This window comes from Afifella marina DSM 2698 (genome assembly GCF_900102695.1).
Lineage (GTDB): Bacteria > Pseudomonadota > Alphaproteobacteria > Rhizobiales > Afifellaceae > Afifella > Afifella marina.
The window spans coordinates 115,585-139,147 of the sequence record NZ_FMVW01000006.1 but is presented as its reverse complement, the minus strand read 5'-3'; the positions used below and the strand labels follow the sequence as shown (position 1 = coordinate 139,147).

At 63.7% G+C, this 23,563-nt stretch carries 19 protein-coding genes; 12 read left to right on the top strand and 7 right to left on the bottom strand.

What is annotated here, in order from left to right:
* The first annotated feature begins 2 nt into the window (after positions 1-2).
* From BLP76_RS13410 to BLP76_RS13360, 11 genes are all read left to right on the top strand, one after another.
* Entirely contained in the window at positions 3-683 is a 681-nt protein-coding gene (locus BLP76_RS13410; RefSeq protein WP_092814147.1) for a propanediol/glycerol family dehydratase medium subunit, read from the top strand.
* Positions 684-702: 19 nt separating this feature from the next.
* Positions 703-1,218, top strand: coding sequence for a diol dehydratase small subunit (locus tag BLP76_RS13405; RefSeq protein WP_092814144.1), 516 nt, complete (start codon positions 703-705; stop codon positions 1,216-1,218).
* 129 nt (positions 1,219-1,347) lie between these two features.
* On the top strand, positions 1,348-3,186 hold the full coding sequence (locus tag BLP76_RS13400; protein WP_092814141.1) for a diol dehydratase reactivase subunit alpha: 1,839 nt from the start codon (positions 1,348-1,350) through the stop codon (positions 3,184-3,186).
* A 3-nt stretch (positions 3,187-3,189) separates the two neighbouring features.
* Complete coding sequence (locus tag BLP76_RS13395) at positions 3,190-3,852, top strand: glycerol dehydratase reactivase beta/small subunit family protein (protein ID WP_092814138.1); 663 nt, start codon at positions 3,190-3,192, stop codon at positions 3,850-3,852.
* Positions 3,843-4,535 carry a BMC domain-containing protein gene (locus tag BLP76_RS13390; protein ID WP_092814135.1) on the top strand — a complete coding sequence of 231 codons (693 nt, stop codon included), beginning with the start codon at positions 3,843-3,845 and terminating at the stop codon, positions 4,533-4,535. The genes BLP76_RS13395 and BLP76_RS13390 overlap by 10 nt, the downstream gene beginning before the upstream one ends.
* A 79-nt stretch (positions 4,536-4,614) precedes the next feature.
* Positions 4,615-5,400 (top strand): PduL/EutD family phosphate acyltransferase, encoded by a 786-nt coding sequence (locus BLP76_RS13385; RefSeq protein WP_092814132.1) that lies wholly within the window; start codon positions 4,615-4,617, stop codon positions 5,398-5,400.
* Positions 5,401-5,421: 21 nt separating this feature from the next.
* Positions 5,422-6,237 (top strand): flavoprotein, encoded by an 816-nt coding sequence (locus BLP76_RS13380; RefSeq protein WP_092814129.1) that lies wholly within the window; start codon positions 5,422-5,424, stop codon positions 6,235-6,237.
* Between the two features lie 18 nt (positions 6,238-6,255).
* Positions 6,256-6,504 carry a EutN/CcmL family microcompartment protein gene (locus BLP76_RS13375; RefSeq protein WP_092814126.1) on the top strand — a complete coding sequence of 83 codons (249 nt, stop codon included), beginning with the start codon at positions 6,256-6,258 and terminating at the stop codon, positions 6,502-6,504.
* The gene (locus BLP76_RS13370) at positions 6,501-7,481 is read left to right on the top strand and encodes a cob(I)yrinic acid a,c-diamide adenosyltransferase (RefSeq protein ID WP_092814123.1); all 981 of its coding nucleotides are present in this window, start codon (positions 6,501-6,503) and stop codon (positions 7,479-7,481) included. The genes BLP76_RS13375 and BLP76_RS13370 overlap by 4 nt, the downstream gene beginning before the upstream one ends.
* Positions 7,482-7,508: 27 nt before the next feature.
* Positions 7,509-8,933: an aldehyde dehydrogenase family protein gene (locus tag BLP76_RS13365; RefSeq protein ID WP_092814120.1), complete on the top strand. Its 1,425-nt coding sequence runs from the start codon at positions 7,509-7,511 to the stop codon at positions 8,931-8,933.
* Between the two features lie 414 nt (positions 8,934-9,347).
* Positions 9,348-10,259 (top strand): DUF7973 family transport facilitator, encoded by a 912-nt coding sequence (locus tag BLP76_RS13360; protein ID WP_092814367.1) that lies wholly within the window; start codon positions 9,348-9,350, stop codon positions 10,257-10,259.
* Positions 10,260-10,535: 276 nt separating this feature from the next.
* Here BLP76_RS13360 and pflA read toward each other — a convergent pair whose 3' ends face one another.
* Positions 10,536-11,354 (bottom strand): pyruvate formate-lyase-activating protein, encoded by an 819-nt coding sequence (pflA, locus tag BLP76_RS13355; RefSeq protein WP_207145372.1) that lies wholly within the window; start codon positions 11,352-11,354, stop codon positions 10,536-10,538.
* The gene (pflB, locus tag BLP76_RS13350) at positions 11,317-13,602 is read right to left on the bottom strand and encodes a formate C-acetyltransferase (RefSeq protein ID WP_092814114.1); all 2,286 of its coding nucleotides are present in this window, start codon (positions 13,600-13,602) and stop codon (positions 11,317-11,319) included. The genes pflA and pflB overlap by 38 nt, the downstream gene beginning before the upstream one ends.
* A gap of 329 nt (positions 13,603-13,931) precedes the next feature.
* On the opposite strand from pflB, the gene BLP76_RS13345 reads away from it, so the two are divergent.
* Entirely contained in the window at positions 13,932-14,771 is an 840-nt protein-coding gene (locus BLP76_RS13345; RefSeq protein WP_092814364.1) for a MurR/RpiR family transcriptional regulator, read from the top strand.
* Between the two features lie 31 nt (positions 14,772-14,802).
* Here the strand turns inward: BLP76_RS13345 and BLP76_RS13340 are convergent, their stop codons facing one another.
* The 5 genes from BLP76_RS13340 to ptsP form a co-directional block, all read right to left on the bottom strand.
* Positions 14,803-15,048, bottom strand: coding sequence for a hypothetical protein (locus tag BLP76_RS13340; protein ID WP_092814111.1), 246 nt, complete (start codon positions 15,046-15,048; stop codon positions 14,803-14,805).
* Positions 15,049-15,165: 117 nt separating this feature from the next.
* On the bottom strand, positions 15,166-17,823 hold the full coding sequence (gene adhE, locus BLP76_RS13335) for a bifunctional acetaldehyde-CoA/alcohol dehydrogenase (RefSeq protein WP_092814108.1): 2,658 nt from the start codon (positions 17,821-17,823) through the stop codon (positions 15,166-15,168).
* 347 nt (positions 17,824-18,170) lie between these two features.
* Positions 18,171-19,925 carry a PTS fructose transporter subunit IIC gene (locus tag BLP76_RS13330; protein ID WP_092814105.1) on the bottom strand — a complete coding sequence of 585 codons (1,755 nt, stop codon included), beginning with the start codon at positions 19,923-19,925 and terminating at the stop codon, positions 18,171-18,173.
* Positions 19,926-19,933: 8 nt separating this feature from the next.
* A complete protein-coding gene (pfkB, locus tag BLP76_RS13325) occupies positions 19,934-20,923 on the bottom strand; it encodes a 1-phosphofructokinase (protein WP_092814102.1) in 990 nt (329 codons plus the stop codon).
* Positions 20,920-23,436 carry a phosphoenolpyruvate--protein phosphotransferase gene (gene ptsP, locus BLP76_RS13320; RefSeq protein WP_092814099.1) on the bottom strand — a complete coding sequence of 839 codons (2,517 nt, stop codon included), beginning with the start codon at positions 23,434-23,436 and terminating at the stop codon, positions 20,920-20,922. Before ptsP ends, pfkB begins: the two co-directional genes overlap by 4 nt.
* Positions 23,437-23,563 lie beyond the last annotated feature (127 nt).

The window sequence follows — 23,563 nt, the reverse complement described above, 5'->3', positions numbered from 1 at the left end:
AAATGGCACAGATCACAGAAGCAGCTGTCCGAGACGCGGTTCGGGAAGTCCTGGCCCAGATGCAGCTGGCGGAGAACAAGGGTGCGAAAAGCACTCCGGTTTCCGCCTTTGCACCGGTCGATAACTCCGCCGCCAAGATGACACTGCGTGAGGTCGGCCCTGCCAAGCAGGGTACAGAGCCGAACGAAGTCGTCGTGGCGCTTGCTCCGGCCTTCGGCGACAAGCTGAAGGAGCAGACGATCACTGGCATCCCCCACGCCAAGGTGCTGCGCGAAATTCTCGCGGGCATCGAGGAAGAGGGCTGCAAGGGACGCGTCGTCCGGGTCAAGCACACCTCCGACGTCGCCTTCGCCGGCAATGTCGGTGCGAAGCTCGCCGGTTCGGGCATCGCCATCGGCATCCAGTCGCGGGGCACCTCGGTCATTCACCAGCGAGACCTGTTCCCGCTCCAGAACCTGGAGCTGTTCCCGCAGGCGCCGGTGCTCGACCTTGAAACCTACCGATCAATCGGCCGCAACGCTGCGCGCTACGCGAAGGGCGAGACGCCCGATCCCGTGCGGCAGAAGAACGACCAGATGGCCCGGCCGAAATACCAGGCCATCGCAGCGGTCCTCCACATCCGTGAAACCAGCTTCGTCGATCGCAGTGCGAAGCCGGTCGATCTTGAAGTGAAGTTCAGCTGAGCGGACAGGGAGAAAAGCAATGTCACAGCAAGACCTGATCAACTCCATTGTTCGCGAAGTGCTCGCTGAGCTCGGCAACGGCGGTTCCGCCGCTGCCCCCAGCAAGGCGGTTGCAAGCGGAAAGCTCGACCACACGAAGGACTATCCGCTGGCCAAGCTCCATCCGGAGCTGGTCAAGACGCCGAGCGGCAAGTCGCTTGAGGACATCACTCTTGAGGATGTGCTCAACGGCAAAATTGGCCCGAACGACATCCGCATCACGGCTCAGACTTTGGAATACCAGGCTCAGATTGGTGAGAGCGTTGGTCGCCCGCAGTTCGCGGCGAACCTCCGGCGCGCTGCCGAGATGACCCGGGTTCCCGATGAGCGGATCCTGGAGATGTACAACGCCCTGCGTCCGAACCGCTCCACGAAAGCCGAATTGCTGGCGATCGCGGACGAGTTGGAGAGCAAGTTCGACGCACAGATTTGCGCGGGCTTCGTTCGTGAGGCGGCCGACGTTTACGAACGTCGCGACGTCCTCCGCAAGGACTGACCAAAACGGGCTGACCAAACTCCTGCACGTTGCTCCCCCTTGGAGTTTGGTTCTCTGCGAAACGGCGGGTGTACCCCCAATTGGCCCGCCGTTTCGCACCTTCCTCAAAGCAAACCTATTGGAAGTGAAATGAAGGTCGCGGGCGTCGATATCGGAAACTCGACCACGGAAGTTGCCCTGGCCGAAGTGGGCGCACCTGGTGGCGTACCGAATTTCCTGGCCTCCAGCCGTATGCCGACGACGGGCATCAAAGGCACTCTGGCGAACGTGCCGGGTGTGGTGCGAGCGCTTGAGACAGCGGTGCAGCAGGCCGGCCTCGCGCTGGGCGACATCGACCTCGTACTTCTGAATGAAGCGACCCCGGTGATTGGCGATATCGCCATGGAAACGATCACCGAAACGATCATCACCGAATCCTCGATGATCGGCCACAATCCGAATTCTCCGGGCGGGCTCGGCATCGGTGTCGGCGTAACGCATGACATCAGTGAGCTTGAGACAGCCCCGACGGACGAGGCGATTATCGCCGTCGTCCCGAAGACCTACGATTTCACCCGCGCCGCACAGATGTTGGCAGCGGCGATCGAGCGCGGCGTCGATGTGACGGCCGCGATCGTGCAGGGCGACGACGGTGTTCTGATCGCCAACCGGCTTCCCAAGAAGTTGCCGATCGTCGATGAGGTGAAGCTCATCGATCAGGTGCCGCTCGGCATGCTGGCAGCGGTCGAAGTGGCCGATCACGGCCAGTCGATCCAGCAGCTCAGCAATCCCTATGGCATCGCGACGCTCTTCAAGCTGACGCCGCAGGAAACGACGATGATCATCCCGATCGCCAAGGCCCTTATCGGCCTGCGCTCGGCCGTGGTCATCCGCACTCCCGCCGGCGACGTGCAGACGCGGCACATTCCGGCAGGTTCGCTGAAGCTTATCGGCGAGCGCCGCACCGTCGACGCGCCGATGGATTCCGGCGCTGACGCGATCATGGATGCGCTTGCCCAGGCCTTCCCTCTCAAGGATGTGGAAGGCGAATCCGGCACGAATGTCGGCGGCATGGTGGCACGCGTGCGCCAGACCATGAGCAACATGACGAAGAAGCCGGCGTCGGAGGTGCATATCCGCGACGTGCTGGCGGTCGACTGTCTCGTGCCGCAGCGGGTTTCGGGTGGCCTCGCCCAGGAATTCTCGATGGAGAATGCCGTCGGTCTCGCGGCCATGGTCAACACCGACAAGCTTCTGATGGAGCAGCTTGCCGAAGGTCTGCACAAGGAGCTCGGCATCAAGGTGCAGCTGGGCGGTGTCGAAGCCAACATGGCGATCCTCGGCACACTCACCACACCGGGTCTCGACACGCCGTTGGCGATCCTCGACCTTGGTGCCGGTTCGACCGACGCCGCGATCCTCGAAAAGGATCGTGACGTGCGCTCCGTCCATCTTGCCGGCGCGGGCGACATGGTCACCCTCCTTATCCAGCGTGAGCTCGATCTCCCGGGCGGCAACGAGACGGACGTCGCCGAGCAGATCAAGCGCTTCCCGCTGGTGCGTGTGGAGAGCCTGTTCCACGTCCGCCACGAGGACAACACCGTGCGCTTCTTCGAGGAGCCGCTCGATCCGAAACTCTTCGGCCGTGTCGCCCTGATCACCCCGGACGGGCTCTCTCCGATCCCGACGCATCACACGCTCGACCGCATCCGCGAGGTGCGCCGCGAGGCCAAGCGCCGCGTCTTCGTGCGCAACGCCATGCGTGCGCTCTCTGCCGTTGCGCCGGCCGGCAACATCCGCGAGATCCAGTTCGTCGCTGTCGTCGGCGGTTCTGGGCTCGACTTTGAAGTCGCCCGCATGCTGACCGACCAGCTCGCCCATTACGGCACGGTCATCGGCACCGCCAATATTCGCGGCTCCCTCGGCCCGGTGAACGCCGTGGCGACCGGCCTCGTCCTCAGCCATGCGCGGCATCAGGGAGCCGTCTGAGCTATGGCCGAGAAGTCCGAACGTCCCACCATCAATGTCGCGGTCGTCCGCGGCGCAGCGCCGTCGCTTTACGACTGGGTTTTGATCGGCGCTGAGGAAGAGGGCGTCCCGACCAAGCTTGCCGAGGCCGCTTCCGGAGACGTCGTGGATGCGGCCTATGCGGCCGCGATCAGCTCGCGGATCGATATCGGTGTCGCGATCGGCGCCGACGCGATCGTTCTGCACGAACGGCACATGCCGCCCGAGAAGCCGGTCCTGACGATTCCCTACGAAGGCAAATCCGAAGCCGTATGTCGCCGGGCCGGCGCCAATGCGGCCCGCATGGTCGCACGGCTTCCGCTACTCTTCGAAGACGCGGTCGAGGATGTCGACGAGCAGGTTCGGCCGGCCTCCGAACGGCGGGCGGCGGCACGATCGGCCGCATCCGCACCGGCCAAGACGGCGGCCGCGTCGTGGGACGGCAACGGCGGCGGCATGCCGGCACAAGGCCAGGCGCGCGCCGAAGGCAGCGCCGCGCGGACCTGCACAAATCAACACGCGGCTGAGACAGCGAGACCGACGGCCGGTGAGGCCGCTTCGCAGCTTGCTCTGAGCGAGGCCGAGATACGCAAGATCGTCAAGATCGTCGTGGCGATCATAAAAGAACGAGGAACACAATGGCGCTGAAGGCTCTGGGATTGATCGAGGCCATTGGCCTGCCGACTGCAATCGCGGCGGCGGACGCGGCGGTGAAATCCGCCAATGTCGTGCTGCTCGGCTCCGAGACCGCGAAAGGCGGTGGACGGATCACCATCAAGCTGGCGGGAGACGTCGGTGCGATCCGCGCGGCGGTGGCGGCTGGAACGGCGGCCGGTGAGAAGGTCGGCCGGATCGATGGTCAACTGATCATTCCGCGTCCGCACGACACGCTCGAAAGCCTGATCCTGCAGGCCGGCGGCAAGCCGAAGTCGGAGGCGCCGAGCGAGGCCGCCCCAGAGACGCCGGCGGCAGAGCCTGCCGCCGCTGAAGCTGCACCGGAAGAGGCGAGCTCCGAAGCCGCCGGTTCCGAGGACAGCGCCGAAGGCGAAAGCGACGCCGAAGACGACCAACCCAAGGCTTCGGAGGTGACCGCGCCGGTCGCTGAAGAAGCCTCCGAGGTCGAGACGTCCGCCGCAGCCGATGCAGCCCCGCAAGAGGATGCTGCAGCCGAGACAGCGGTCGAAAGCAACGATGAAGCATCCGACGAAGCGGATGACGAAGAGGCCGACGACACCTCGGATGCTGAGGCGGGCGAGACGAATGCGACCGGTGAGCCGGCAGCCTCGAGCGGCCGCCCCCGCAAGGGACGGCGCTCCAGAAGGAAGTACTGACGATCGGTGAAGACCGCGTCGCCGACGATTGGAACGGACGAAGAAGACCGCGCCGAAGGCGCGACTGAGGAGTATCTCGATGGAAATCACCGCCGAAACGATCGATGGGGTCACCAAAGAAGTGATCCGGCGCCTTTCGCAAGCGGAAGCGGCTAAGTCGACGGCGAGTGCACCACCGGCTGCGGCCAAGACCGAGCCGCCCAAGGCTGAGGCGCCCAAGCCTGAGGCTATCCAAAGCGAAACGCCGACGAAGCCGGTCATCCGCAACGGCAATCTCGAACTGCCGGTCTACACCGGCGTGTCCGTCCGCCACATCCATCTCTGCGACGAACACGTGAAGGTGCTCTTCGGCGAAGGCTACGACCTGCAGGTCTATAATGAGCTCTATCAGAAGGGCTATTTCGCCGCGAAAGAGCAGCTGATCGTTGTCGGTCCGAAGCGGGCGATCGAAAAGGTCCGTGTCCTCGGCCCGACCAGGGCGTTCTCGCAGGTCGAACTCGCGCAGACGGATGCCACCAATATCGGCTTGAAACTGCCGGTGCGCACCGAAGGCAGCGAAGAGGGCACGCAGCCCGTGACGCTCGTTGGTCCGCGGGGCACCGTGCGCCTGCCGGGCGGTAAGGGCGGTGGTGCCTTCCAGGCACGGCGTCACATTCACCTCAGCGACGATGTTGCCCGCGAGCTTCGTGTCAAGGCTGGTGATCTTCTCGATCTGCGTGTCGACGGTCCGAAGCCCACGACGCTGCACGGCATCTTCGTGCGGGTGAAGGCCGGTTGGCGCACCGAACTCCACGTCGACACGGACGAGGCGAATGCGGCCGGCATCCGGACCGGCCAGATGTGCACCCTCATCATTCCGCGTTGAGGAGGCTGAAGGGAGAGGGCGATGGACGAGGCAATCGCCGACATGGTCGTCGCCAGGGTGATGGCGCAGCTCGAGGGCGAGACGCTCGACACCTCGCCGCGGCGCGTCGTCATGCTGCTGAGCGGCGCGGCGAGCGGCTTTTACGCCGCGCGCGAAGGCATCCGCCGCCTGAGCGCCTCCAAGCACGAGCTCAAAGTGCTGATGACGCCGGGCGCCCAGCATGTCCTGACCGAAGATCTCGTTCGCCAGGAGGGAGCGAAGACGATCCTTCCTTACGACCCCTGGCTCGACGTGCCGGAGCTGATCAAGGAGTGCGATCTGCTCCTCGTGCCGTGTCTGACGATGAATCTCGCCGGCCGATTGGCTCTTGGCCTGATGGATTCTCCCGCAACGACGCTCTTCCTGGGCGTCCTTCTCGCGGGCAAGCCGGTCATTGCCATTCGCAACGGAGCCGACCCTGCCGACAAGCGCGGCGAGGTCATGGGTTCAAGGCCCGATGGTTCGCCTGTCCTCTGGTCGCTTCTGCAGGAATACCTCGCGCGGCTCGCGGCGTTCGGCGCGGAAATGGTCGACAAGCAGGATTTCCTGATGCGGATGGAGCGGCGTCTCGTGACCTCGCCCCAACTGACAGGGGGCGCCGCCACGGTTCCGCAGCCCTCGGCGCCGGTCGCCGCTCGGATATCGAACGCGGTGACGCCGGCCTCGAAATTCGTGACTGCCAACGAGCTCTTGGGTCTTGCACCCGGCTCTTCGATCAGCCTCGCGCCGGGGCAGGCTTTGACGGCCCAGGCCCGCGATGCTGTCGAGCGCCTGCATCTCAAGCTCGTAGCGGTCTGACAGCAAAGGACGACTGACATGCAACTTGCAACGGTAATCGGAACTGTCGTCGCCACGCGGAAGGACGACGCGCTCGTCGGCTACAAGCTCCTCGTCCTGGAGGTCTCGGACGGCTCTCGCATCGTCGCCATCGACCTGGTCGGTGCCGGCGGCAGCGACACGGTTCTCTACGTCACCGGCGGTGCGGCGCGCGTCAAACTGGACAAACCGAGCCCTGTCGACGCGGCTGTCGTCGGCATCGTCGACACAGTGGATGTGCGGTCATGAGCGTCTACACCAAAGGCGGAGACAAGGGCGAAACCTCGCTTCTCGGCGGCCTGCGGGTCTCCAAGGACAGCCTGCGGGTGGAAGTTTACGGAACACTCGACGAGGCCACGTCGGCGATGGGCCTTGGACGCGCATCCTGTGAGGATGACGAGTTGCGCGGCGACCTCCACTGCCTGCAGCGCGAGCTGATCGACGTGATGGCAGAGGTCGCTTCCGGCTTTGATCCCGACAAGCCGCGCAAAGGCAAAGTCTACCGGGTCGAGCCGCACCAGGTGGAGCGTCTCGAGAAACTGATCGACGCTTACCAGGAAGAGCGGGTCCCCCAGAGGGGCTTCGTGACGCCTGGCGGAACACAAGCCGCAGCAGCCCTCGACATGGCCCGCACCTTCGTGCGCCGCGGCGAGCGCCGCCTCATCGCGCTCGGCAGGGAAGAAGAGATCAATCCGGTCCTCTTCAAGTATTTCAATCGCTTGTCTGACTATCTTTATATGGCGGCACGCATCGACGAGCAGCGTGCGGTCGTTCGTGAAGTCACCAAGCAGATCAAGAAAAGCACGGCCGAACCTGAGGAGGGGACGATGACGGAACTCTGCCTGTCAGATTGTGACCGCCTGGTGGAGGCCGGGATGGCCCGCGCGGACGCCATTTCCGTACCGATGGTGCTGGTCGTCGTCGACGCGGCAGGAGATCTGATCGAGCTGCGCCGTATGAAGGGGTCTCTGGGCGTGAGCCTGAAGCTTGCGCCGAACAAAGCCTATACGGCCGCCGCCGTGCGGACGGCGACCCATGAGATCGCCAAACTCTCGCAGCCCGGGGGTCCGCTGTTCGGCATCGACAGCAACATTCCGAACTTCACGCTGGTCGGCGGGGGACTGCCTCTTGAGCGCGGTGGCCGCGTCGTCGGCGCAGTCGGGGTGAGCGGAGGATCCGTCGAGGAAGATATCGATGTGGCCCGCGCGATGGTCGCGGCGCTTTGAGAATTCTGTGAAAGGAAAAGACACGCTATGGCTGTAGAAGACAACACAATCAGCGAGATTGTTCGCCGGGTTCTCGGTGAGATGGGTGGACGGCCGGATGCTGACAGCTCCGCTCTCCGGCCGCAGCCGGTCACGACGGGCCAACGTGGCGTCTTCGCGAATGCGGACGATGCCATCCTTGCCGTCGAGCGAGCCAATACGGAGTTCCGGCGTGTCAGCCTCGCCAAACGCAAGGCGATCGTTGATGCGTTGCGCGAAGTGACGATCGAACATGCGCAGGAGCTGGCCCAGATGGCGGTTTCCGAGAGCCGCATGGGCCGCGTCGAGGATAAGGTGAAGAAGCACCTGGCGATCGCCGAAAAGACGCCCGGTGTGGAAGGCCTGCCGACCAACGCCATGGTCGGTGATTTTGGCCTGTCGACCGAGGAGCCGGCGCCGTTTGGCACGATCCTCGCCGTGACGCCGACCACCAATCCCACGGCTACGTTGCTTAACAATGCGATCAGCATGCTGGCGGCTGGCAACACAGTGTATTTTGCGCCGCATCCGCGTGCCCTGAAGACCTCGCTGCACTGCATCGACCTCATCAACGAGGCCGTGGAGAAGGCCGGCGGCCCGGCCAACACCTGCGTGACGACGAGCTCCGTCGATCTCAAGGTGGTTCAGGGCCTGATGCGCCATCCGAAGATTGCGATCTTGTGCATCACGGGTGGCACCGGCGTCGTGAGTGAGGCGATGACGAGCGGCAAGCGCGTGATCGGTGCAGCTGCAGGCAACCCGCCGGTCTTGGTCGACAACAGCGCCGATCCGGCGAAGGCCGCCCGCGAAATCATCGCCGGCCATTCCTTCGACAACAACCTGCCTTGCATCGCCGAGAAGGAAGTCATCGCGACCTCCGGCATTGCCGACAACCTTATGGCGGCCTTCGGTCGCTGCGAGAATGCCGTCGTGCTCGGGGCAGACCGGCTGCCGGAACTTGAGCGCATCGTGCTCAATGAAAAGCGGACGGGTGGTGCGCCGAAGATGATCGGCCAGAACGCCAACGTCATCCTTCGCGAGCTCGGCATTGATGCGGGCGACGACATCCGCGCCATCATCGTGGAGACCGACCGGAAGCATCCGTTCGTCGTCCACGAGCTGATGATCCCGGTTCTCGGCGTCGTGCGCGTCGGCAACTTCAAGGAAGCGGTGGATGTCGCCGTGGAGCTCGAAGGCGGCAACCGTCACTCGGCCATCATCCATTCCTCCGACGTCTATCACATGAGCGAGTTCGGCAGGGCGATCAACACGACGATCTACGTCAAGAACGCTCCCTCTTATGCCGGTATCGGTATCGGCGGCGAGGGTCATACGGGCTTCACCATCGCTGGGCGGACCGGCGAGGGCATTGCGACCGTGCGCACCTTCACGCGTGTTCGCCGCTGTGCGCTCGTCGGGGCGTTCTCGCTCTAGATACGACTGCGAAAATGCATGCGAGAACGGCATCGCTTCCGCCCGATGAAGGGCATCGCGACCGGGGCTGGGGCACAAAGGCGCCCGCTCGCTGAACCGTCTTGCAACCATTGCCAGCCCTCCGCGCGAGGGCTGGCAACGGGCCCCGGACGCCACGCCATCGGCGTGCGCGGACGGTGCGCAGAGGCTTCCGCCTTAAAGCTGGGAAGCCAAATCGGAATCTGAAACAAAGAAATCTGCCGGAAACGGCGGAGCGGGGAAGATTTTCCCAAAAACTGCAGGCCGGCGGGGGATTGAGAAGCAAAGTACATCTTATGGAGCTCGGTATGGCAAGTGGCGGCAGCTTCATTCGTGCTTCGACTTTTGGCCAAGGCTTGGATCTTGTGAAACAGTGACGACCTCTTGGAGGGCAAAATGACGGTCCTAGGAATAATTGCCGCATTTGGCGGGGGGATATTTGGAGCTGCCATCGGCGCCTTGCCGGCGTTCGAGATGGTTGGCTTCCTCGTGATGATCGGTGTGGCGGTGCAGCTCGGTGTTGCGCCAGAGGCGACCGATTTCTTCGGTCTGCCGTTTGGTGCCTTCGGACCCCATGTCGGCGGCTTTGCCTCAGGTGTCGCCGCAGCAGCCTATGCCGCGCGCCGCGGCAAGTTCGATTCGGGCAAGAACATTCTTGCCGGGATGATGGGTCTTAAGGCGCCGGACGTGCTCCTCGTCGGCGGCGCATTCGGTATCTTCGGTTACATCGTCCAGTACTATCTTGCTCTCGTGCCGGCTTTCGGCGAAGGGCTCGCCTGGACGGATACGGTCGCTCTGACGGTCGTCATCAGCGCCATCGTTACCCGCCTCATGTTCGGCAAAGCCGGTCTGTTCGGTACGCCCAAAGAGGGCACGACGCGCTGGAATCCGGGGGAGGCCGATCGCTGGCTGCCCTTCCAGAGCACGCTTGGACAGTTGGTCGTGATCGGCCTGGGTGTCGGCATCTTCGGCGGCTATCTGGGCGATCTCTACGGTGGCGCCGGATGCTTCCTTGCCTTCGGCATCTCTGCCGCTTCGCTGATTTTCCTTCAGTTTGGCGTCTCAGTTCCGGTCACCCACCATATGGCTCTGCCGGCGGCTCTGGCGGCTGCGGGGTCGGGTAGCCTGCTGTGGGCTGCGGTCGTTGGCGTGCTTGGTGCGCTGCTCGGCGAATTCTTCGCCCGGCTCTTCCACGATCACGGCGATACGCACTTTGATCCGCCGGCGACGACGATCGCGACGTTGACCCTCGCAGTGAATTTCCTGCTGTCGATCGGCTTCTTCGATCTGGTGCCGCTGCCCTACTAAGCTAGGGACGAACGCACCCGAACGACTTTGCCCTCCCGTCGCAGACCGCGGCGGGAGGGTTTTTGTATGGCCGAAGAAACGATTGTGTGCAGGTGCAAGCCGAGGCGATGGGGTTGAATGGCATACGCCAACTCGTGCCGAAGCGATGGCGCCAATGAGTTGGCACAAGCATCGCTCGAACACGGGCAGAGCTGTCGTCAGATCGCGGATGGCTTAACGGGGAGGTCCGCCTTCAGAGCGAGAAGCCGGGCAAAGGATGCGCCGCGCTCAGTTCCTTTAGGTCGCGAGAAGACCCCGCCCGCGGAAAATGTTGCGCACCCGCTCCGTTTCTTCGAGCTTTGGCGGCTGCGTCCCCGCCAGACGATAGGCCTTGTCCAGCCGGGGCCATTTGTAGGCGCCGAGATCGTGATAGGGCAGAACGTCGACCCGCTCGACATTCTTGAGATCCGCCACATAGCGGGCGAGGGCTTCGATCTCCGTCGTATTGTCGGTGAAATCCGGCACGAGGACATAGCGAAGCCACACCGGCTTCTTCATGGCGGAGAGCCGCTCGGCGAAATCGAGCGTCGGACGCAAACGAACGCCCGTGACGTTGCGATAGGTGGCTTCTGAGAACGCCTTGATGTCGAGGAGAACGAGGTCGACATCTTTCAGAAACGCGTCATCGGCCCGCGCGCCCAGGAAGCCCGACGTGTCGAGCGCTGTGTGCAGGCCGAGTTCTTTCGATGCCCGCAGGATCGCCCGGCAGAATTCGGGCTGCACGAGCGGTTCGCCACCCGTCAAGGTGACGCCGCCACGTCCTCGCTTCAGGAAGGGTGCGAAGGAGGCGATCTCCGCCGCGATGTCGTCCGAACTCTGCAGCTTTCCCTTGCGCATGTGCCACGTGTCCGGGTTGTGGCAGTAGCAGCAGCGCAAAGGGCAGCCGGAAAGAAACAGCACGTAACGCAGGCCCGGCCCGTCGAGCGTGCCGCCCGTTTCGAGCGAATGCACCCAGCCTTTGACGCAGGGCGTCGCTGCGGCCTCGGGTGCTTCGCTCTGCGTCACTTCCTGAACGAGATCAGTGGCGCTGGTGGAACGTGCGACTGATGACGTCAAGCTGCTGCTCCCTGGTCAGCTTGATGAAGTTCACGGCATAGCCCGACACGCGGATGGTGAGCTGCGGATAGAGCTCTGGATGATCCATCGCGTGCAGCAGCGTCTGCTGGTCGAAGACGTTGACGTTCATGTGGTGACCGCCGGCCGCCACATAGCCATCGAGCATCCCGACCAGATTTTCCGTCCGCTCGTCCTCGGTCGGCCCGAGTGCGGATGGAACGATCGTGAAGGTGTAGGAAATGCCGTCCTGGGCATGTTCGTACGGCAGCTTCGCGACGCTCGCCATGGAGGCGAGGGCGCCCTTGCTGTCACGGCCATGCATCGGGTTGGCACCCGGGGCGAAAGGCTCGCCGGCTTTGCGCCCGTCCGGGGTCGAGCCCGTCTTCTTGCCGTAGACGACATTGGACGTGATGGTCAGAACCGACTGTGTCGGCGTCGCCCCGCGATAGGCCTTCTGCTGACGCAGAATGCCCATGAAGGTTTCGACCACCCAGGAGGCGATGTCGTCGACGCGTGCATCGTTGTTGCCGAAGGTCGGATATTCGCCGTCGATCTCGAAATCGGTGGCAAGCCCGCGCTCGTCGCGGATGACCTTCACCTTGGTGTGCTTGATGGCCGACAGGCTGTCCGCCACGACGGAAAGACCGGCGATGCCGCAGGCCATGGTGCGAAGCACGTCACGGTCGTGCAGCGCCATCTCGAGGCGCTCATACATGTACTTGTCGTGCATGTAGTGGATGGCGTTGAGCGCGTTGACATAAACCCGCGCCAGCCATTCCAGCATCGGCAGAAACTTCTCCACCACCGTGTCGTAGTCGAGGACGTCAGTCGTGATGGGGGCGAAAGCCGGCACGACCTGGACGCCGGACTTCTCGTCGCGGCCGCCATTGATGGCGTAAAGCAGGGCCTTCGCCAGGTTGGCGCGGGCGCCGAAGAACTGCATCTGCTTGCCGATCTGCATGGCCGAGACACAGCAAGCGATGCCGTAATCGTCGCCGTAATACGGCCGCATCAGATCGTCGTTTTCATATTGCAGCGAGCACGTCTTGATGGACGTCTCGGCGCAGAATTCCTTGAAGCCCTTGGGCAGCTTCTCCGACCAGAGGACCGTGAGATTGGGCTCCGGCGCGGGGCCGAGGTTGTGCAGCGTCTGCAGCATACGGAAGCTCGTGCGCGTGACGAGCGTCGAGCCGTCGAGAGCCATGCCGCCGAGAACTTCGGTGACCCAGGTTGGGTCGCCCGAGAACAGGGCGTCATATTCCGGTGTGCGCAGGAAGCGGACGAGACGCAGCTTGATAACAAACTGGTCGATGAGTTCCTGCGCCTGGGCTTCCGTGAGGGTGCCCTCTGAGAGGTCGCGCTGAATATAGATGTCGAGGAAGCTCGATACCCGGCCGAGCGACATGGCCGCGCCATTGGCTTCCTTCACGACGGCCAGATAGGCAAAATAGGTCCACTGCACCGCTTCGCGCGCATTCGTTGCCGGCTGGGAAAGATCGTAGCCGTAGACCGTACCCATCTCCTTGAGTTCGTTGAGCGCCTTGATCTGCTCGGCGATTTCCTCGCGCAGCTGGAGAATATCGGAATCGAGCGGGCTCACCTCCAACGAGGTCATCTGCTCCTGCTTGTCGGCGATGAGGCGGTCGACGCCGTAGAGGGCGACACGCCTGTAATCTCCTATGATACGTCCGCGCCCGTAGGCATCCGGAAGACCGGTGATGAGACCGGACTTGCGGCAGCGCAGGATTTCATCGGTGTAAACGTCGAAGACGCCGTCATTGTGCGTCTTGCGGAGGCTCGGAAACACCTCTTTGAGCTTGGGCGAGGGCGTAAAGCCATAGGCTTCCAGGCCCTTGACGACCATGCGCCAGCCGCCGAACGGCATGATCCCGCGCTTCAGCGGCTTGTCTGTCTGCAGTCCGAAGACGACTTCCAGATCGCGGTCGATGTAGCCCGCGCCATGCGCGGTGATGGAGGAAACCACCTCGGTGTCGGCGTCGAGAACGCCGCCCTTGGAGGCGCGCTCCTCTTTCAGGAGCTCGGCGACCTTGTCCCAGAGCGCTTTCGTCCGTTTGGTCGAGCCGCTAAGGAAGGAGGCATCGCCCTCGTAAGGCGTGATATTGTCGAGGATGAAGTCGCGGAGGTTGACTTCGTGCTGCCACGCGCCGGGCTTGAAGCCACGCCACGGGTCGTTCGTCGTCGGGAAGTCGTTGAGATCGACGCGAGAGGACATCACTATGGCGTTCATTGTCACTCCTTGGGAAAAGGGCGCTGTGGCATGAACCTATCATATTTCTGATGGTTCCGCCGGTTGGATTGGATCCGTTTCACGAACCGTTGACTTTCTGTAGTTTTACTACACAAATGGGCATGGTTGAAGGGCGAAAGAGCGAGAATCGTAGCTCGCTCGAATTTTCCCCAAGGGTAAAAACATAAAACTGTCAGAACGTTAGTCTTAATCCAGATCGGATTTGCGGTGTGTAGCATGCTGTCATGCGTACCACGCAGGGCTTGTCTGTGCTGGCCCCCGTCACGGATGACCGCTTTCGCCGCCTGACGCAACAAAAGAGGGCGGAGATGTTGGGAAGAATCACCTCGGTCAAGGATCAGATCCGGCCGTCGGAGCGCAAGCTGGCGGACTTCGTGCTCTCGCATCCTGGCGAGGTCATCAATCTGTCGATGGCCGAAGTGGCGCGCCGTTCGGAGGTGAGCGAGCCGACGGTGGCGCGCTTCTGTTCCGCGCTCGGCTGCAAGGGATTTCGCGAGTTCAAGATCAAGCTGGCGCAGGATATCGCCGGCGGAATGCCGTTTCTCGATCAGGATGTGCTTCCCGATGACGGTGCGAGCGGCATCGCCGGAAAAGTCTTCGATCGCACCATCAACACGCTGATCGGCGTGCGCAACAATCTCTCCGCTTCGATGCTCGACAAGGCCGCGGACATTCTGGCGTCGGCGCGGCGCATCGAGTTCTACGGCTCGGGCAATTCCGGCACCATCGCGGAGGATGTTCAGCGCCGCTTCTTCCGGCTCGGAATGCCGACTGTCGCCTATTGCGATCCGCATGTGTATTTCATTTCGTCGCTGTCGCTCGCACCGGGTGACGCGGTCGTGGCCGTGTCCAATTCCGGGCGCACACGCGATATTCTGGACAGCGTGCAGAACGCGCTGACGGTCGGCGCCGATGTCGTGGCGCTGACCCGCTCCGATTCTCCGCTGGCCCGCCTCGCGACCGTGAGCCTTCTGACTGACGTCGCGGAGGAATACGACGTCTACTCGCCGCTCACCTCCCGTATCAGCCATCTCGTTTTGGGAGATGCGCTCTCCATCTGCGTGGCTCTGCGCAAGGGGAAAACCCTGCATGAGCGCGTGGAACGCAGCAAAGCCCTCTTGAAGGAAAACGGCGGGTTGCGGGACTGACGACACGGTCCGCAAAGTCGTCAGCGTGTCGTCAGAAATCGCCGAGCGAGCGCGCGGCGTCGTGCATGAGCCGGTCTGCGACCTGCACCGACAGCGCCCTGTCGTTCGGATCCATGCCGAAGACGGGCTCGGTGCTCGCCAGAAAGGCCTCGCTGCGACATGCCCGGGCGGATTGGGCCGAGACGGTCATCTCGTAGCTGCGAGCATCTTCATTGAAGAGGCACTGAACCGTGAGGCCCCGCGCGTCCTTGGCGGTCCACATCAAGCTCTTGCTCATCGTCTCGTTCCTTCTGTCCTGCGGCGACAGCCGTCCGGACTGACCTGGCGTCGGAATTGATTTGGCGGGTCCGCTCTCTTCGGGAGGAGGGGTGAGTGCGGACCCGCCAATGCGCCGTCATTCGGCGGCAAGAGAGGCCGGGGAGGAAGCCTGCGTCTGGTCTTCAGCTTCGAGCGATGGCTCGACCCAAGCCCGGCCGTAATAGCTGTCGAGGAGGAGCTGCTTCAGCTCGCTGACAAGCGGAAAGCGCGGGTTGGCGGTGGTGCATTGGTCGTCGAAGGCCGCCTCGGCGAGGCTGTCCACCTTGTCGAGGAAGTCCGCCTCCTTGACGCCAAAGGCCTGAATGCTGCCCGGGATCTCCAGCGCCTCCTTCAGCTCGTCCACCCAGACGATGAGGCTCTGCACCCGCTCGTGGTCGCGCTCGCCGGAAAGGCCGAGATGGCGGGCGATCTGCGCATAGCGTGCGACGCCTTTCGGGCGATCGTACTGACTGAAGGCCGTCTGCTTGGTCGGAATGTCGGCCGAGTTGTAGCGGATGACATTCGAGATCAGGAGCGCGTTGGCGATACCATGCGGAATATGGAATTCCGCACCGATCTTGTGCGCCATGGAATGGCATACGCCGAGGAAGGCGTTGGCAAACGCGATGCCGGCGATCGTCGCGGCATTGTGCACCTGTTCGCGCGCCTTCGGATCTTCGTGTCCATTGCGATAGGCCGACGGCAGATAGTCTTTGAGGAGCTTGAGGGCCTGGAGCCCCTGGCCGTCGCTATATTCGTTCGCCAGCACGGAAACGTAGGATTCGAGTGCGTGCGTCACCGCATCGATGCCGCCGGCCGCCGTCAGCGATTTCGGCATGGTCATGACGAGATTGGGGTCGACGATCGCCATGTTGGGCGTGAGTTCATAATCGGCGATCGGGTATTTGATGCCCGTTTTCTCGTCGGTGACGACGGCGAAGGGGGTGACTTCAGAGCCGGTGCCCGAGGTCGTCGGCACCGCGACGAACTGCGCTTTGATACCCATTTTCGGGAATTTGTAGATGCGCTTGCGGATATCCATGAAGCGCAGCGCGAGTTCTTCGAAGGCGACGTCGGGGTGCTCGTACATCACCCACATGATCTTCGCCGCATCCATCGGCGAACCACCGCCCTGCGCAAGGATCACGTCCGGCTTGAAGGCATTGGCGAGCGCGGTCGCCTTGCGCACCGTCTCGAGCGTCGGATCGGCGTTGACCTCGTAAAACACCTCGACCTCGAGGCCCAGATTCTTGAGGAGGCCGATGGTTTCGCTGACGGCACCGCTTTCGAACAGGAACTTGTCGGTGACGATCAGGCAGCGCTTGTGCCCCCGCAACTCTTCGAGCGCGAAAGGCAGGCTGCCGCGGCGGAAGTAGATGGATTTCGGGAGCTTGTGCCAGAGCATGTTTTCCGCTCGCTTCGCCACGGTTTTCTTGTTCATGAGATGCTGGGGACCGACATTCTCCGAGATGGAATTGCCGCCCCAAGAGCCGCAGCCGAGTGTCAGCGACGGTGCCAGCCGGAAATTGTAGAGATCGCCTATCCCGCCCTGCGAAGACGGTGAGTTGATCAGGATGCGCGCCGTCTTCATGCGGTCGCCGAATTGGTGGATGCGCTCTTCCTGCTGGTCCTGCTCTGTATAGAGAACCGAGGTGTGACCGATGCCGCCGAGCGCGACCAGCTCAGCCGCGATATCGCAGGCATGGCCAAAATCCTTGGCGCGGTAGAGCGCCAGCGTCGGTGACAGCTTCTCATGGGCGAAGACTTCCGCCTCGCTCACGTCCCTCACTTCGCCGATCAGAACTTTGGTGAAGGGTGGCACCGAGAAACCGGCCATTTCGGCGATGGCGGCCGCCGACTGGCCGACGATACGCGCATTCAGCGTACCGTTCGGCATGATGACATGGCGGACCGCATCGGTCTCGTCGGGCGAGAGAATGTAGCCGCCATGCTTGGCAAAGCGCGCACGCACCGCGTCATAGACCTCATCGACGACGATCGCCGATTGCTCCGAGGCGCAGATGACGCCGTTGTCGAACGTCTTCGACATGAGAATGGAGGCGACGGCGCGCTTGATGTCGGCGAATTCGTCGATGACGGCCGGCGTATTGCCGGCGCCGACGCCGATTGCGGGCTTGCCAGAGGAATAGGCCGCCTTGACCATGCCCGGCCCGCCGGTCGCGAGAATGAGGTTGATGTCTTTGTGGCGCATCAGCGCGTTCGAGAGCTCGACCGTCGGCTCTTCGAGCCAGCCGATGATGTTCTCGGGCGCGCCGGCTGCGACCGCTGCCTCGAGCACGATGCGGGCCGCTTCGCAGGTCGCGCGGCGCGCGCGTGGATGCGGCGAGAAGATGATGCCGTTTCTCGTCTTCAGGCTGATGAGTGCCTTGAAAATGGCTGTCGATGTCGGGTTGGTCGTCGGGACGATGCCGCAGATGAGGCCGATCGGCTCGGCGATCGTCAGCGTGCCATACTCCGGCTCCTCGGAGAGGATGCCGCAGGTCTTCTCGTCCTTGTACTTGTTGTAGATGTACTCCGACGCGAAGTGGTTCTTGACCACCTTGTCTTCCATCACGCCCATGCCGGTTTCTTCGACGGCGAGTTTGGCGAGCTTGATGCGGGCGTTATTTGCCGCGAGCGCGGCGGCGCGGAAGATCCGATCGACCTTCTCCTGGGAGTACCCAGCGTAGACGCGTTGGGCCTCCTTCACGGGAGCGATGAGAGCGTCGAGGCTGGGGAGCGTATCGGATGGCATGGCTCTGGCCCTTCCAGGAATATTGGGTTTCTGCGCGCTGCCCTCTAGGGCGGAACCCTAGGGCAGGGATGGCCGCGCCACTCGCTGATTGATGCCGGGATGGTCTGTGTTTTCCGGCCGAGCGGTCGGCTTATGTAGTAAAACTACACTACCCACTACAAGCGACTTTAGCAAGCGAAATCGGGTTTTTCATGACGGCGTTTTGCGCAGGCAATGCGGTTGTTCCGGTGCCGCGCGAAACCCACGTTCGGGCCCGCCATGATGCGTCCTTCAATACGATGAGGCCGGCGTTTTTGGCGCCGGCCTCTGCCTGGGTTCTTGCGGGGGGGAGGGCAAGCTCCGCAGGCTTATTCAGCGGGCGCGAGAGCCGGCGCGGCAGCCGCTATCGGCTTCTTGAGAAGCCGCAGGAGCAACGCGCTCACCACCGTGCCGACCAGGAGCGCCACGATATAACCGCCGAGATGGGTGACAGCGTTCGGGATCGGCAGGACGAAGATGCCGCCATGCGGGACCTTGAGCTCGGCACCGATCGCCATCGAGATGGCGCCTGTCGTGGCCGCGCCCACCATCATGGCGGGGATCACCCGCAGCGGGTCGCGCGCCGCGAACGGGATGGCGCCTTCCGTAATGAAGGCGATGCCCAGCACGGCCGCGGCATTGCCGGCTTCCCGCTCGTCCGCGGTGAAGCGGTCGGCGAAGAGCTTCGTCGCAAGCGCCACGGCGAGCGGCGGCACCATGCCCGCGGCCATCGCGGCCGCCATAGGCGTATAGACCTGGCTGGCGAGCAGCCCGGTGGAGAAGGTGTAGGCCGCCTTGTTGACGGGGCCGCCGAGATCGAAGCCCATCATCGCTCCGATGATGAGGCCGAGCATGATGGCACTCGAACCCTGCATCGACTTCAGCCAGTTCGTCAGGAAGGTCATGATTTCGGCGACGGGCGTGCCGATCACATACATCATCAACAGGCCGGTCAGGAGCGTGCCGAGGAGCGGCAGAATGAGAACCGGCTTCAGGCCTTCAAGATTCTTGTGCAGCTTGATGTGCCGATTCATGAAATCGGTGCCGTAGCCGGCGATGAAGCCGGCCACGATGCCGCCCAGGAAGCCGGCGCCGACATTGGCGGCAAGAAGGCCGCCGATCATGCCGGGCGTGATGCCGGGCCGGTCGGCGATCGAGTAGGCGATATAGCCGGCAAGGGCCGGGACCATCAGCGCGAAGCCGCCCTTGGCGCCGATCTGGAAGAGATTGTAGGCAAGCGTGCCTTCGTTTTCGTAAGCGTAGATACCGCCGATTGCGAAGGCGACCGCGATCAGCAGGCCGCCCGCAACGACGAAGGGCAGCATGTACGACACGCCGGTCATCAGGTGCTTGTAAGGGCCCGTACGGGAAGCGGCGCGTTCCGCCTTGCCGGCGGCAACACGGTCGGCGAGGCCCTGGCTGCCGCCCTGGATCTCTGCTTCCTTGAAAGCCCGCTCAACCAACGCCTTGCCGTTGTTGATGGCGGGTTTGGTGCCGGACAGAAAGACGGGCTTGCCGGCGAAGCGGCTCAAATCCACCTGCGTGTCGGCGGCGATGATGACGAGATCGGCCTTTGCGATTTCCTCGTCGGTCAGCTTGTTCTGGGATCCGACAGAGCCTTGCGTTTCCACGCGTGCCGAATAACCCAGAGCCTCGGCGCCTTTCTGCACGCCCTCGGCCGCCATAAAGGTATGGGCGATGCCGGTCGGGCAGGAGGTGATGGCGACGATGTGCTTTTGTCCGCCGGACGAGGCGGCTTGTGGGGAATCGGTGGTGGAACCGGCCGCCTGAACGGCCTGGGCGAGGACGCCGTCAGCATCCTCCAGCACCGCCTCGATGGTCGCCGTGCTTTGCTTCAGCGTCCCGAAACGGCTTTCCTCGTGCTCGCCGGGGCCGACCAGGAGAAGGGCGGCGGCGTCACTCGCAGCCTTGCTCGAAATCGAATTGCGGATGCCGAGGTCGGAGCGCACCTCGATGTCGATGCGATGGCCCAGATTGTCGGCCGCCTTGCGCAGGGCCTCGGCCGCCAACGCGGCCTGGGTCGTGAGGTCGCCTGCCGATATGACGGCAAGAACGTGTGTCATGGGTCCTCCTATGCTTGTTGCTTGAGGTCCCGGCCAGCCGGGAGCTCCGTCACGACGACCGCCCGGGCAAGACGCTGGACTTCCTCTGCATCGGGCAGATGCGGCCCGATGCGGCCCAGCTTCGCGGCGGCAAAGGCGATGGAAAGACGCGCCACGTCTTCAAGCGGCGCATCATCTCGAAAAGCGGCGACGAGGCCCGCCACCATGGCGTCTCCGGCCCCGACGGTGCTCAAGGTCTCGACGGGTTCGCTGCGGCCTTTGAGAACCTGGTCTTTGGTAACGAACAGGGCCCCCTCGGCGCCGAGTGAAACCACCACCACGGCGATACCGCTCGCCTGAAGAGCAGCGGCGGCTGCGAGAAGATCCTCGCGGCGCGGCAAGGGCTTACCCGCCCATTCCTCAAGTTCGTGCTGATTGGGTTTGACGCAGAAAGGGAGATTTTCGGCTGGTGCCGAGAGTGCGGCCTTGAGGGGCGCGCCGCTGGTATCGAGAACGACCCGCGCACCTCTTCCTCGCAGCGCCGCCGAGAGGCGGGCGAGCGTCTCGTCGGGAAGCCCGGCCGGCAGACTGCCGGCAAGCACGACGAGACTGTCCGGCGACACCGTCTCGTTGAGAACGGCTTTCACCCGTTCGAGAGCTGCGTCGTCGGCTACCGGCCCGGGGAGGTTGATGTCGGTTGTCTCGTTGCGCGTGGGATCTGCGATCTTGATGTTCGTGCGCGTTTCTCCAGGAACGCGCACGAAGAGATCGCGAATGGTCTTGGCGCTGAAAAGCGCCTCGAAGGGACCGGGATTGCCGCCGCCCAGGATGCCCGTCGCGATCACGGGCACCGACCAGTCGGCGAGGCAGCTCGCGACATTGACGCCCTTGCCGCCGGCATTGCTCTGCACGGACGAGGCGCGGTGGACTTCGCCGAGTGTCATCCCGTCCACGACGACCGTCTGGTCGATCGCCGGGTTCAGGGTGACGGTGACGACGGGGAGGGGTGAGGGTTTCACAATTCCTCCCGATCCAAGGCATGCACCTCGGCTGCCGTCTCGCAGGCAAGAGCTTTGTCGGCGAGGGCTTTGAGCGCGCTCAGCGACGTCTCGCGCAGGGCTGCTTTGACGGCGGGGATGTCGCGGGGCGTCATCGACAATTCGTTCACCCCGAGGCCGGTCAAAAGGGAGGCCGCGAAAGGCTCGCCGGCGATGCCGCCGCACACGCCCACCCAGCGGCCGTGCTTTGCGGCCCCCTCGACGGTCATGCGGATCAGGCGCAGGACGCAAGGATGCAGGGCATCCGCCTCCGCGGCGAGTTCCGGATGCTGCCGGTCGATGGCGAGGCCGTATTGCGTGAGGTCGTTGGTGCCGATGGAGAAGAAGTCGACATAGCGGGCGAGGATGTCCGCTCCGATCGCCGCGGCCGGCACCTCCACCATGGCGCCGAGCGGCACCTTTGGCGCATCGAGCTCGTCGCGGATGCTGTCGGCAACGGCCCTGAGCCGCTGCATTTCGCCAACGGAGGTAATCATCGGGAACATGATCGAAAGACCGCTGCTCTCGCCGTCGCGGGCGGCGCGATAAAGCGCACGCAGCTGCGTGGCGAGAAGGTCGAGGCGGCGCAGGAGAAGCCGCGAACCGCGCACGCCGAGGAAAGGATTGGCCTCGCGCGGCAGGTTGAGGTGCGGCACCTGCTTGTCGCCGCCGATATCGAGCGCCCGCACGATGAGCGGACGGTCTTCGAGGCCATCGAGCATGGCGCGGTAGGTCTCGTACTGCTCATCTTCCGTCGGTGCGGAGCTGCGCTCCAGGAACAGGAACTCCGTGCGCATCAGGCCGACGCCTTCGCCGCCTTGCGAGAGTGCGAGCTCGATCTGGTCGGGTCGGTTGATGTTTGCGGCGATCTCCACCTGATGTCCGTCGGTGGTGCGCGCCGGCAGGCTGCGCTCGGCGATCTCGCGCTTGTGCTGCTCTTCCTGCGCGGCGAGCCAGTCGCGCGCCGAAGCGATGGCCGAGGCGGACGGCTTCGGATAGAGGCGGCCGGCCTGGCCATCGAGAATGACTTCCGTGCCGTTTTCGAGGTCGAGCAGGGCCTCGCTGCCGCCGACCATCGCCGGCAGGCCGAGCGTGCGCGCCAGAATGGCGGTGTGCGACGTCGGTCCGCCCTGAACGGTGGCGAGCCCGAGCACCCGCTCCACATCGAGGCCTGCCGTATCGGAGGGCGAGAGGTCGCCGGCGACGAGGATGCAAGGCTCAGCCGGCAGGGGATCGCCATCTCTGTTCTCGAGCGAGGGGTCGATCCGCGCCAGGACGCGGCGTCCGACGTCGCGCAGATCGGCGGCACGTGCGGCCAGCACCTCGTTGTCGTTGGATTCAAGATCGCGGGCCGTGCGTTCGATCGCCTCGTTCCAGGACCAGGCGAGACCGTGTCCTTCGACCATCAGCTGACAGGCGAGGGTGATGAGATCGGTGTCGTGGAGGAGTTCGGCCTGAGCGCGGAAGATGTTTGCTTCCGCTTCCCCGAGACGGCGCAGCGTGTCGTCGGCGAGGACGCGCAGCTGCGTCTGCGTCACCGTCAAAGCCTCGTGCAGCTTGTTGCCGCCTTCGTTGAGGGGCGTCGGCGTATCCGCAATGGCGATTTCGGCGGGCGCGTAGATGTGGATCGGCCCGATGGAAAGGCCGGGGCTTGCGCCGATGCCTGCGATGACCGGCATCTCCTCCGGCGGCGTCCAGCCCTTGGCGGTCGGCTCCGGTCCTTTTGCCGCCTGGGCATCCGCTTTTTCCTGAGCGCTGAGCGAGGTGACGGTTGCCTGCATCCGGTCGATTGCGGAGCTCGCATCGGGGCCGTCGGCGGAAATGACGATCGTGTCGCCCTGGCGCAGGCCGAGCCGCAGGAGCGACACGAGCGACTTGGCATCGGCCACGGCGGTGCCCTTGCGCACCTGGACGGAGCCGCTCGCCTTGCGCGCGGCTGCAACCCATGCCGAGGCCGGGCGGGCGTGAAGGCCCGAAGGGTAATCGACGGTCCACTCGAAGCGTTCGTCGAGATCTTCCGCGGGCGCTCCATCTGCCTCGGGCTCGGCGTTGGCCTCACTCAAAGCGTTGATGATGTCGGAGGTGTCGTTCGTCGTGAACAGCTTCTTGAGGTGCTCTTCGTCCTGCAGAAGGTTCGTGAGACGCCTCAGCGTATCGATATGCGCGTCCGATTCTGCGGCGATGGCGACGACGAGATGCACCGTCTGGCCCGCATTCCATTCGACGCCCTCAGGCACTTGCAGGATGGAGAGGCCGTTGCGGCGGACCATGCCCCGATCTTCGACCTTGCCGTGGGGGATGGCGACGCCGTGTCCGAGATAGGTTTCGGCCACGTCCTCGCGCCGCATCATGCTGTCGGCATATTGGGGATCGATGCATCCGGCGGCGATCAACAGCTGCGCGGCTTCCCGGATGGCGGCCTCTTTGTCGGCGGGCGCGGCGCCGAGGCGAACCAGATTGGACGGTGGCAGGATGTCGGGCTGGGCGATTGTCATTGGTCCATTTCCTCCGTACCAGTTGATTTACTGAAAACGATTACATTCCGGATGTCAATCGTAACCATGCCGGAAATCCATGTTTTGCAGCGCACAATGGTTGCCTGTTCATGCGCAACGTGGCATC

Excerpts from the sequence above, each read along its gene's own strand:
- BLP76_RS13410 (WP_092814147.1), top strand. The coding sequence starts at position 3 with ATGGCACAGATCACAGAAGCAGCTGTCCGAGACGCGGTTCGGGAAGTC.
- BLP76_RS13405 (WP_092814144.1), top strand. The coding sequence starts at position 703 with ATGTCACAGCAAGACCTGATCAACTCCATTGTTCGCGAAGTGCTCGCT.
- BLP76_RS13400 (WP_092814141.1), top strand. The coding sequence starts at position 1,348 with ATGAAGGTCGCGGGCGTCGATATCGGAAACTCGACCACGGAAGTTGCC.
- BLP76_RS13395 (WP_092814138.1), top strand. The coding sequence starts at position 3,190 with ATGGCCGAGAAGTCCGAACGTCCCACCATCAATGTCGCGGTCGTCCGC.
- BLP76_RS13390 (WP_092814135.1), top strand. The coding sequence starts at position 3,843 with ATGGCGCTGAAGGCTCTGGGATTGATCGAGGCCATTGGCCTGCCGACT.
- BLP76_RS13385 (WP_092814132.1), top strand. The coding sequence starts at position 4,615 with ATGGAAATCACCGCCGAAACGATCGATGGGGTCACCAAAGAAGTGATC.
- BLP76_RS13380 (WP_092814129.1), top strand. The coding sequence starts at position 5,422 with ATGGACGAGGCAATCGCCGACATGGTCGTCGCCAGGGTGATGGCGCAG.
- BLP76_RS13375 (WP_092814126.1), top strand. The coding sequence starts at position 6,256 with ATGCAACTTGCAACGGTAATCGGAACTGTCGTCGCCACGCGGAAGGAC.
- BLP76_RS13370 (WP_092814123.1), top strand. The coding sequence starts at position 6,501 with ATGAGCGTCTACACCAAAGGCGGAGACAAGGGCGAAACCTCGCTTCTC.
- BLP76_RS13365 (WP_092814120.1), top strand. The coding sequence starts at position 7,509 with ATGGCTGTAGAAGACAACACAATCAGCGAGATTGTTCGCCGGGTTCTC.
- BLP76_RS13360 (WP_092814367.1), top strand. The coding sequence starts at position 9,348 with ATGACGGTCCTAGGAATAATTGCCGCATTTGGCGGGGGGATATTTGGA.
- pflB (WP_092814114.1), bottom strand. The coding sequence starts at position 13,602 with ATGAACGCCATAGTGATGTCCTCTCGCGTCGATCTCAACGACTTCCCG.
- BLP76_RS13345 (WP_092814364.1), top strand. The coding sequence starts at position 13,932 with ATGTTGGGAAGAATCACCTCGGTCAAGGATCAGATCCGGCCGTCGGAG.
- BLP76_RS13340 (WP_092814111.1), bottom strand. The coding sequence starts at position 15,048 with ATGAGCAAGAGCTTGATGTGGACCGCCAAGGACGCGCGGGGCCTCACG.
- adhE (WP_092814108.1), bottom strand. The coding sequence starts at position 17,823 with ATGCCATCCGATACGCTCCCCAGCCTCGACGCTCTCATCGCTCCCGTG.
- BLP76_RS13330 (WP_092814105.1), bottom strand. The coding sequence starts at position 19,925 with ATGACACACGTTCTTGCCGTCATATCGGCAGGCGACCTCACGACCCAG.
- ptsP (WP_092814099.1), bottom strand. The coding sequence starts at position 23,436 with ATGACAATCGCCCAGCCCGACATCCTGCCACCGTCCAATCTGGTTCGC.